This window comes from Dokdonella sp., from assembly GCF_036518555.1.
GTDB lineage: Bacteria > Pseudomonadota > Gammaproteobacteria > Xanthomonadales > Rhodanobacteraceae > Dokdonella_A.
In genome coordinates, this window is record NZ_DATDMY010000006.1 from 1 (window position 1) to 9,788 (window position 9,788).

Sequence of the window (9,788 nt, forward strand, 5' to 3'; positions counted from 1 at the left end):
GGCCGCGAGCCGCCCATGCGCCTGACGCCGCGCCCGCGGGCCGCGCTGCGGCGCTCACCGACCGTCGCGGGAACGCGGGCGCTCGCGTCTCGATGCCTGCCATGCACGTCCTCGATTCGCTCCGAACGGCGTTGTTCGCGGACGGGGCCGGCGACGGCGACGGGGAGTACGACATGAACGGCGCATCCGGTTCACGGATCCACTTCCACATATCTTGGGTCGCGCGGGCGACGATCGTCGCGGCGACCGCATTCGGCAGTCGCGCGGCGCTGGCCATGCTGACCGTCGGCCCCGCATCCGACGGCGCCTGCCAGTACCACGACCTCGGTGCCGCGGTGGCGGCTGCAGCGCAGTCACCCGGCTTCGATCTGATCGCGGTGTCCGGCGGCCCATGGACCGCGCAAACGTCGATCGTCGACCACGATCCCGACGGCCTCACGATCGAGGGCGGCTACGCCAACTGCAGCGCCGGCCTCTCGAGCGGGCGCACGACGCTCGACGGCGCCGGCGCGCAGCCCGCGGGACCGCTGTTCGTGCACAGCGGCAACGGCCCGCTGACCTTGCGCCACCTGGTGCTGCAGAACGCGGCGGGCGGCATCCAGTCGGTCGTTGCCGGTCCGCTCACGCTCGCCGATGTGATCGTCTACTCCAATCACGCCGACTACGGCGGCGGCCTGTTCGTCAGCGGCAACGACATCTTCCGCCCGCAGCTCAACCTCATCGGCAGCAGCATCAACAGCAACAGCGCGACCGTCAACGGCGGCGGGCTCTACCTCAACCGCGTCGACGTCTCGATCACGGGCGGCAGCAACATCGTCGGCAACATCGCCCAGGGCGGCGCCGGCACGAGCGACGGCGGCGGCATCTACGCGATCGACTCGAACATCGTCTTCAACGACCACTCCGTCGCGTCGATCCCGACGATCGGCAACAACTACGCGCAACGCAACGGCGGCGGCGTGTACTTCTCGACGACGCGCGCGGGCGCCTACGAGATCCTGCTGTGGAACGACCTCGCCAATGCGCCGATCGTCGTCGACCACAATGCCGCGCAGAACCAGGGCGGCGCCTTCTACCTGTCGTCGATCGCGAGCGGGCCACAGATCTTCTCGTTCGCGGGCCTCGAGAACGTGCAGGTCACGAACAACGAATCGTACGAGGGCGCGGCGTTCTACGCGTTCTCGAGCGGCGCATCGGCGTCGGTCGGCACGCTCGTGCAGATGGGGCAGTCGATGCCGGGCGACGCGATCCCCGCGTGCAGCCGCGGCATCGCCTGCAACACGATCGACGACAACCACGCGGTCGGCGGGTCGGTCGTGCAGATGAGCTCGGCAGGGGACTCCGGGCATTCGAGCTTCATCCTTCATCGCGGCCGCATGCGCGGCAATCGCGGCGGCGCGCTCGTCGGCGGCAACGGGTACATCGACATCGACAGCAGCCTCGTCGCCGACAACACGATCGACGGCGGCGGCAGCCTCATGTACGACATCTCGGCCGACCTGCTCGTCACGAACTGCACGATCGCGAACAACCTGGTCGCCGGCGGCGACCTGTTCGTCGTCGCGATCCCGCCCGCATCGCTGTCGATCCTGCACAGCCTGCTCGTGCAGCCGTCGACGGCGCCGGTCACCGGCTACGACGCCGGCAACGGCGTCGCCGTGACGGTGCGCGACATCGGCGCGATGAACGTCGGCATCACCGGCACGAACGTGCAGTTCCTGACCGACCCGTTCGTCGACGGCGGCAACGGCGACTACCACATTCGCGACACGTCCTCGGCGGTCGATCGCTGGGGACCGAGCGGCGACCCGAACGACGTGCCGCCGGCGCTCGACCTCGACGGCGCGCTCCGCCCGTACCAGCACAACTCGGCCTCGACACCGTACGACTTCGGTTGCTACGAAGCCGATGCGATCGTCGACCCGATCTTCATCGACGGCTTCGACACCTGAGCCGCGCGACATCCTGACGGCGCCAGCCGGCTCGTCCTCACCTGGAGAAACACCATGCCCAAGTACGTGATCGAACGCGACATCCCCGGCGCAGGCCAGTTGACCCCGCAGGAACTGCACGCGATCTCGCAGAAGTCCTGCGGCGTGCTCGGGCAACTCGGGCCAAGGATCCAGTGGCTGCAGAGCTACGTCACCGGCGACAAGGTCTATTGCGTCTACATCGCACCGTCGGAGGAACTCGTGCGCGAACACGCGCGCCTGGGCGGCTTCCCGGCCAACCGCGTGTCCGAGGTGGTCACGATCATCGATCCGACCACCGCGGAGTGATACGGCGCCTCACGCGTTCGCGCGTGCGGTGAGCGCCTGCGCGACCCATTCGCCGGTTTCGACGCCGCCCTCCATGAAGCCCTGGTTGTCGAATGCGCAGTGCTCGCCGGCGAAGTGCAGGCCGTCGACGGATTCGCCGATCGCGCCGCGCAAGGTCGTCCATTGCCCCGGCGCGAGGCATGCGTAGCTGCCCTTCGTCCACGCATGCGTCGGCCAGTGGAAGCGCGCCTCGCGTGCGCCCGCACGCGCGGCCGCGATGCCGGGCCAGATCGCCTCGAGTTGCGCCGCGGCGGCATCGGCTTGCTGCTTCGGCGTGCCGCTGCCGATCTCGAGGCCATGCCGTCCGCCGACGAAGTTGGTGAGGATGCCCGCGGCGCCCGGCTGCAGGCGGCTCGTCTCCCAGGTCGTCTGCAACGGCAGGTCGCTGTAGCTCGCGCCGCCGCTCGCGTGGCGCGTGCGCCAGACGCGTTCGCCGAAGCCGATCATGAGCTTGGCATTGGTGCCGTAGCGGAGTTCGGCGATCGCCCTGCGCTTGGCCGGCGGCAGGTCGAGGTCGAGCCGCACGTCGCGCAAGGTCGTGAACGGCAGTGCGAGCACGACGCGGTGCGCGCGTCGCTCGAAGGCGCCGGCGCCGCGCCGGAACGACAGCACGTAGCGTCCGTCGCCGTCGCGGCGCAGCGCTTCGAGCACGGCGCCGGTCGTGATCGCGTCGTCGAGCCGCGTCGCGAGCGCATGCGGCACGAGGTCGTTGCCGCCGCGCACGTGGTAGCGCTCGTCGCTCTCGCCGAACACGCGGAATGTCTCGGTGCCGGAATCGATGAAGGTGAGGAAGTTCAGTGCCGACTGCTCGTCGCATTCCAGGCCCATCTCGGTCGTGTAGGCGACCTCGATCAGCGCGCGCAGCCAGCCGTCCGCGCCGTTGCGGTCGAGCCAGTGCGTCAGCGACTCGCGGTCGAGCGCCTCGGCGCCGCCCGGCGCGGCGTAGGTGATCTGCTCGTCGGGCAGGGTCGCCGCATCGCGTTCGATCGAGCGTGCGAGCGGCGCGAACGCGCGCAGGATCTCGGCTTCGGAATAGCGGCGGCCGCCGTGGAACCAGACGTCGCCGTAGGCCGCGGTCGGATCCTCGGCGAGATCGTCGAGTGCGAGGCCGAGTTCCGCCGCGAGCGCACGCATGCGCGCGTGTCCGCTGTCGACGAGCTCGCCGCCGAGTTCGCACACCTGGCCGTCGGCGAAGTGGCCGCGCAGGCTCAGCATGCGCCCCCCGATGCGCTCCTGCGCTTCGTACAGCGCGACGCGAACGCCGGCCTGGCGCAGGCGCCAGGCACAGGTGAGCCCCGCGATGCCGGCGCCGACGACGATGACGTCGTCGACCGCGTCGCCGCGCGGCCGCAATGCCGCGGGCGCGCAGGCCGCGAGCGCGAGGGCCGCGGTGGCGCCGAGCGAATCGCGCAGGAATCGACGCCGCGCTTGATCGACGCGCGCCTCGCGCTCGCGCGCGATCGCTTCATCGATCGGTTCACCCGTGCGCGCGCAGTGCGCGGCGAGCGCGGCACCGCGCCGCAGCAGGTCCACCAAGGCCGTACGTGCCATGCCGCCTCCCCAGGTTGCCGGACCGCGCCAGTATGCACCGCGCGCGCGTCTCCGTGACGGCCCCATCGCCGCCGCCGGCGAAGATCGTGTCCGCCACCGAGGGGGTCGCGACCGCGTCGCCATCGCAATCGACACCGTCGGCAGGACGAAGGTGGCGCCACTGGTCGATCGCATGGAGATCGAATGGGCGACGACCGCACCGGATCGGGTCGGCGCGATCGACGAGCGGGCCGAGCAGCAACCGGATCGCGACACGTCGACGTCGTGGTCCGTCGCCCGCGGCTGGCACGTGTGCGTGGGCGATTCGACGTTGCCGACCGCGTGGAACACCGCACCGCGGGCAGGGAGGCGACCGCACCGTAGGGTCCCGACGCGCCACCCCGAACGCGGCGCGCCGTCGGCTCAGTCCGCGCCGAGTTGCCGCGCGAGCATGCGCGCCTCGCGCAGGCGCCGCGCATGTTCCGGCGCCTGCAGGCGGCCGATCGCCTGCGCGACGTCGGCGCGCGCACCACCGATGTCGCCGCCTTCGCGGCGCACGCGGCTGCGCACGAGGTAGACGAGGCCGAGCATCGGCTCGACCGTCTCGTCGCCGCTGCGTTCGAGCGTCGCTCGCGCCTGCTCGACGAGATCGCCGGCCTCGCGCCGCAGCGCCGGGTCGTCCGTCGCGACGAGGCTCGCCGCGAGTTCGGCGCGCGCCTGCGCCACTTCGGCGTGATCCGGCCCGTACGCCTTCTCGATCAGCACGACCGCGCGGCGTTGAGCAGCGATCGCGTCGGGCAGACGATGCTGCGCCTGGCGCAGGCCGCCGATCACGCTGTTGACGTAGGCGGCCTCGTACGAATCGTCCTTCGAGAGCTTCGCCATCGCCGCGACGGCCTGTGTCGCGAGCGCATCGGCTTCATCGAAGCGGCCGAGTTCACCGAGCACGCTCACGACTTCGAGCGCGGTCAGCCACGTGTACACGCTGTCGCCGGTGACGGCGCGGAACGCCTCGAACGAAGCGCGGTAGCGTTGCGCGGCGAGCTCGGGCCGTCCCTGCGCGCGCGCGAGGTTGCCGTGGAACTGCAGCGCCTGCGCGTACTGCCCGCCCGGCGATTTCGAGAGGATGCCGATCGCTTCCGCCAGCGAAGCGTCGGCCGCGTCGAGGCGTCCCATGCGCCGCTGCAGGTCGCCGAGGCGGATCAGCGTGCCGCCGAGGATCACGTGGTCGTGCGGCAGCTGCACGCGCTCGATGCGTACGGCCGCCTCGTACTCGGGCAACGCCTGGTCGTACTTGCGCTGCACGCGCAGGGTGTCGCCGATCGACATGTGCAGGACCGCGGCGCGCGCGTTGTCGGCTCCGCCCGCCGCCTCGACGATGCCGATCGCCTCGCGCAGCACCGCGAGCGCATCCGCGAAGCGCGCGCCTTCGTGCAGCACCTTGCCGAGCAGCGCCAGGCTGCCCACGAGCTCCATGCTGCGCGGCCCGTGCAGCGCGCGCGTGATGTCGATCGCATCGCGCGCGAGGCGCTCGGCCTCGTCGATGTTGCCCTGGATCAGCTGGATTTTCGATGCGATCGATTCCGCCTGGGCCATGCGCGCGCCGCGTGCCGCGCCGAGGTCGCGCAGGCGTGCGATCGCTGCGTCGACGAGCGGCGTCGCGGCCTTGACATCGCCGGAGGCGTACAGGCCGTCGGCATACGCGACCTGCGCTTCGGTCGCAGCGAGACTGTCCGCCCCTCCCAGGCGCCGCTGCATGTCCCACGCCCGCGCGAGCGTCGCGACGCCGGCCTTGCCGTCGTCGAGGTTGATCTGGATCTCGCCGAGGTCGCGCAGCAGCTCCGCCTGCAGGTCGGGCTCCGCGCCGAGCGTCGCGTCGATCTGCGCGATGCCGTCGCCGATCAGCTGCGAGGCGGTGCGCGCCTGCGCCTTCGCGCGGCTGACCGGGTCCTGTTCGCGGAACAGGGTCAGCATGAAGTCCTTGACCCGTTCGGCGCGCGCGAGCTGCCGTTCGGCGTGGGTGCGTTCCGCATCCGCCCGACGCGCCTCGGCGCGCGCGACCTGCGCCTGCCATACCGCGATGCCGAGGCCCGCGAGCAGCGCGGCGACGACGACGACCGAGGCGGCGACTCCCGCGCGGTGGCGCCGCACGAAGCGTGCGATGCGATACGACGCCGAATCCGCGCGCGCGGTGATCGGGCGGCGCTCGAGCCAGCGGCGCAGGTCGTCCGCGAACGCGGCCGCGGTCGGGTAGCGACGCGCCGGCTCGCGTTGCAGCGCGGTCGCGACGATGATGTCGAGGTCACCCGCGAGCGCCTGCGCGAGGCGCTTCGCGTCCATGCCCGCTCCGTACAGTGCCTCCACGTCCGCCGCGCCCAGGCGCGCCGCGAGCGTGCTCGCGCGTTCGCTCGTCTCGTGCGCCGCCTCCCGCGCGAGCTGCGCCGGCATGCTGCTGCGCGGGCGCGGCAGCCGACCGACCAGCAGTTCGCACAGCATGAGCCCGAGCGCGTACACGTCGGTCGCCGTGCCGATCGCCTCGCCGAGGATCTGCTCCGGTGCCGCGTACGCGGGCGACAGCACGCGCAGGCCCGTGCCGGTGCGCGTCTGTTCGCCGCTCTCCTCGAGCAGCTTGGCGATGCCGAAGTCGAGCACGTGCGGCGTTCCGCTCCCATCGACGAGCACGTTCGACGGCTTGAGGTCGCGATGCACGACCAGCTGCGCGTGCGCGTAGGCGACCGCGTCGGCGATGCGCGCGACCAGCGCGACGCGCTCGCGCAACGGCAGTCGCCGCTCATTCGCGAACTCGGTCAGCGCGCGACCCTCGACATGCTCCATCACGTAGTACGGGCGGCCGTCGTCGGCGACGCCGCCGTCCAGCAGGCACACGATGTGCGCATGCGCGAGCCGCGCAAGGATGCGTCGCTCGCGCAGGAAGCGCTGCACCACGGCCGCGCTGTCCATGCCGCGCTTGATCAGCTTGATCGCGACGCGCTGTGCGTAACTGCCGTCGCTGCGTTCGGCGAGGAAGACGACGCCCATGCCGCCCTCGCCGAGCGGCTGCAGCACGCGGTACGGCCCGATGCGACCACTGTCGGGCGCGGCCGCGCCTGCGCCGCCCGGCAGGCCGCGCACCGCCTGGGCGAGGCCTGCATCGAGCACGCCGTGTTCGAGGGCGTCGGCCGCGAGCAGCGTGCGCAGGTCCTCGGCCGCCGGTGGATCCTCCGCGGCGATCGCGGCGAGGCGTGCCGCGCGCATCGGCGGCACGAGGTCGGCCAGCTCGTCGAACCAGGCGGCGACGCGCGCCCAGCGTGCGGCATCATGAGGCATCGTCGTCTCCAGCCGTGGGTCGCATGCGCCGCGCGAGATCGCGCTGCGCGCGCTCGATGCCGGCGAGCTCGGGCGCCGCATCCTTGCGCGCGGCGGGCAATGCACGCTCGAGCAGTGACGCCGCTTCGGCGAACGAGGCCGCTTCGCCGGACGCGACGAGGTCGAGCGCGAGCTCGTAGTCCGATTGCCACGCGTCGCGCGAATCGGCGTCGTAGAGCGCGAGCGCGAGTTCATGCCAGCGCCGGTGCGCCTTCATCGCGGTCGCGAGGTCACCGCTCGCACGCGCGATCGCACCCTGCGCGCGCAGCGGGCGGATGTACTCCGGCGCCGCCGCATCGCCCTTCTCGGCGGCGATCCCCGCGAGCGCGGCCTCGACCGCGGCGCGCGAGCCGTCGAGGTCGCCCAGCAGGAACATCACGTAACCCGCGTCGGCGCGCGCGCGCCAGCGCTGGATGTCGTGCGGCATGTCGGCCACGCGGTACAGTCGCTCGGCCTCGCCGAGTTCTGACAGCGCTTCGGCGTAGCGTCCCTGTTCCTCGAGCGCGCGCCCGAGGTAGCGGTGGCCGTGCGCATGCATGTAGTCGCTGTCCGGCGCGCGCAGGGCCGCGCGGAAGTCCTGCTCGGCTTCGGCGAGGCGCTGCTGGCCGAGGCGCAGGATGCCGCGCGAGAAGACCACGCGCGAATAGGGTCGCGAATCGGCGCCGTAGAGCTTCCCGTAGCAGGCGAGCGCCCGGCTGAAGAGGGGTTCGGCGTCGCTCGCGCGGCCGACGCGATCGAGCAGGCCCGCGTAGTTGCGTTCCGCCTCGCACACGCGCGGATCGTGGGCCCCGCGCGCCCGCGCCAGGATCGGCAACGCGACCGCGTACTCGCGCAGGCCCTCGTCGTAAAGGCCGCCTTCCTCGAGCATCAGCGCAAGCGCGAGGCGATGGTCGGCCACCGCCGGCGCGTCGTCGCCGAGGCGGCGCCGCGCGGCTTCGACGACCGTGCGCTCGAGCGCGATCGCGGCTTCGGAGGACTGTGTCACGTTGACGACGTAGGCAAGCTTCTCGCGCAGGGTTTCCACCCGTTCGGGCGGCGGGTCCGGGCTCGCTTCGAGGATCGCGAGCGCGCTGCGGAAATCGCGCTCCGCCTCCGGATTGCGGTCGGCGTCGTTGTAGATCGCGCCGCGCACGAGGTACGCGTAGACGAGGCGGTCGTCGGTCGGCGCGACGCTCCTCACGAGCATCGCGTGCGCCTGCTCGGCGGTCGCGACGGCCTCGCCCCAGGCGCCGAGGTTGCCCTGGATCTCGGCGATCGTCATGAGCAGTTCGCCGCGCGTCGCGTCGTCCGCCGTCATCGTCGTCTCGAGCGCGGCGCGGCCGCGGCGGAGGATTTCCGCCGCGCTGAGTTCCTCGCCTTTCGACAGCGAAGGGTCGTTCTGCTGGAAGATCGAGACGAGCAACTCCTTCACGCGCTCCGCGCGCTCGGCCTGGGCGTGCGCGAGGATGGCCTGCTCGCGCGCGACGCGCGCCTGCCAGATCGCGATGCCGAGGCCGGCGACGAGCGAGACGGCGACGAGCGCGGCCGCGGCGACGCCGATCCGGTGCCGTCGCACGAAGCGTGCGACGCGGTACGACGCCGAATCCGCGCGCGCGGTGATCGGGCGACGCGCGAGCCAGCGGCGCAGGTCGTCGGCGAACGCAGCCGCGGTCGGATAGCGGCGCGCGGGATCGCGCTGCAGAGCGGTCGCGACGATGATGTCGAGGTCGCCCGCGAGCGCCTGCGCGACGCGCTTCGCGTCGACGCCCGCGCCGTACAGGGCATCGACGTCCGCCGGGGTCAGGCGCCCCGCCAGCGTGCTCGCGCGCTCGTTCGTCTCGTGCGTCGCCTCCTGCGCGAGCTGCGCCGGCGCGCTGCTGCGCCGACGCGGCAACCGACCCACCAGCAGTTCGCACAGCATGAGCCCGAGCGCATACACGTCGGTCGCGGTACCGATCGCCTCGCCGAGAATCTGCTCCGGCGCCGCGTACGCGGGCGACAGCACGCGCAGGCCCGTGCCCGTGCGTGTCTGCTCGCCGCTCTCCTCGAGCAGCTTGGCGATACCGAAATCGAGCACGCGCGGTTCCCCGCTCGCGTCGACGAGCACGTTCGACGGCTTGAGGTCGCGGTGCACGACGAGCTGCGCGTGGGCGTAGGCGACCGCTTCGGCGACCTTCGCGAGCAGCGCGACGCGCGCGACGACGTCGAGCCGGTGCCGTGACGCGTGGCCCGTCAGCGGCTCGCCGTCGACGTGGTCCATCACGTAGAACGGGCGGCCGTCCGCGCTCATCCCGCCGTCGAGCAGGCGCACGACGTGCGGATGGTGCAGGCGTGCGAGGATGCGCCGCTCCTGCAGGAAACGGCGCAGGATCGCGTGCGTGTCCATGCCGCGCTTGAGCACCTTGACCGCGACGCGCTGCTCGAACGCACCGTCGCCGCGCTCGCCGAGCCAGACCACGCCCATGCCGCCCTCGCCGATCGGATGCAGCAGGCGATAGGCGCCCGCGCGACGGTCGGCCGGCGCGCCGTCGGCGAGCAGGTCGGGCAGCGCGCGCGGTGCGCCCGCGTCGAGTACGCCGTCGCGCGCGTCGGCGT

Annotated in this window: 5 protein-coding genes; 2 read left to right on the plus strand and 3 right to left on the minus strand. The window is 72.2% G+C overall.

Annotated elements, in window-relative coordinates:
- Positions 1–173 precede the first annotated feature (173 nt).
- Both VI238_RS00520 and VI238_RS00525 read left to right on the plus strand, forming a co-directional pair.
- Positions 174–1,952 (plus strand): hypothetical protein, encoded by a 1,779-nt coding sequence (locus tag VI238_RS00520; protein WP_331647377.1) that lies wholly within the window; start codon positions 174–176, stop codon positions 1,950–1,952.
- 54 nt (positions 1,953–2,006) lie between these two features.
- A complete protein-coding gene (locus tag VI238_RS00525) occupies positions 2,007–2,279 on the plus strand; it encodes a DUF4242 domain-containing protein (protein ID WP_331647378.1) in 273 nt (90 codons plus the stop codon).
- A 9-nt stretch (positions 2,280–2,288) separates the two neighbouring features.
- Here VI238_RS00525 and VI238_RS00530 read toward each other — a convergent pair whose 3' ends face one another.
- The 3 genes from VI238_RS00530 to VI238_RS00540 all read right to left on the minus strand — a co-directional run.
- Positions 2,289–3,869: a flavin monoamine oxidase family protein gene (locus VI238_RS00530; protein WP_331647379.1), complete on the minus strand. Its 1,581-nt coding sequence runs from the start codon at positions 3,867–3,869 to the stop codon at positions 2,289–2,291.
- Between the two features lie 402 nt (positions 3,870–4,271).
- The gene (locus VI238_RS00535; protein ID WP_331647380.1) at positions 4,272–7,175 is read right to left on the minus strand and encodes a protein kinase domain-containing protein; all 2,904 of its coding nucleotides are present in this window, start codon (positions 7,173–7,175) and stop codon (positions 4,272–4,274) included.
- A partial coding sequence (locus VI238_RS00540) for a serine/threonine-protein kinase (protein WP_331647381.1) occupies positions 7,165–9,788 on the minus strand: 2,624 nt, incomplete at its 5' end. The genes VI238_RS00535 and VI238_RS00540, both read right to left, overlap by 11 nt.

Bases quoted from the DNA above. Each gene is read 5' to 3' on its own strand.
- VI238_RS00520 (WP_331647377.1), top strand. From the start codon at position 174: ATGAACGGCGCATCCGGTTCACGGATCCACTTCCACATATCTTGGGTC.
- VI238_RS00525 (WP_331647378.1), top strand. From the start codon at position 2,007: ATGCCCAAGTACGTGATCGAACGCGACATCCCCGGCGCAGGCCAGTTG.
- VI238_RS00530 (WP_331647379.1), bottom strand. From the start codon at position 3,869: ATGGCACGTACGGCCTTGGTGGACCTGCTGCGGCGCGGTGCCGCGCTC.
- VI238_RS00535 (WP_331647380.1), bottom strand. From the start codon at position 7,175: ATGCCTCATGATGCCGCACGCTGGGCGCGCGTCGCCGCCTGGTTCGAC.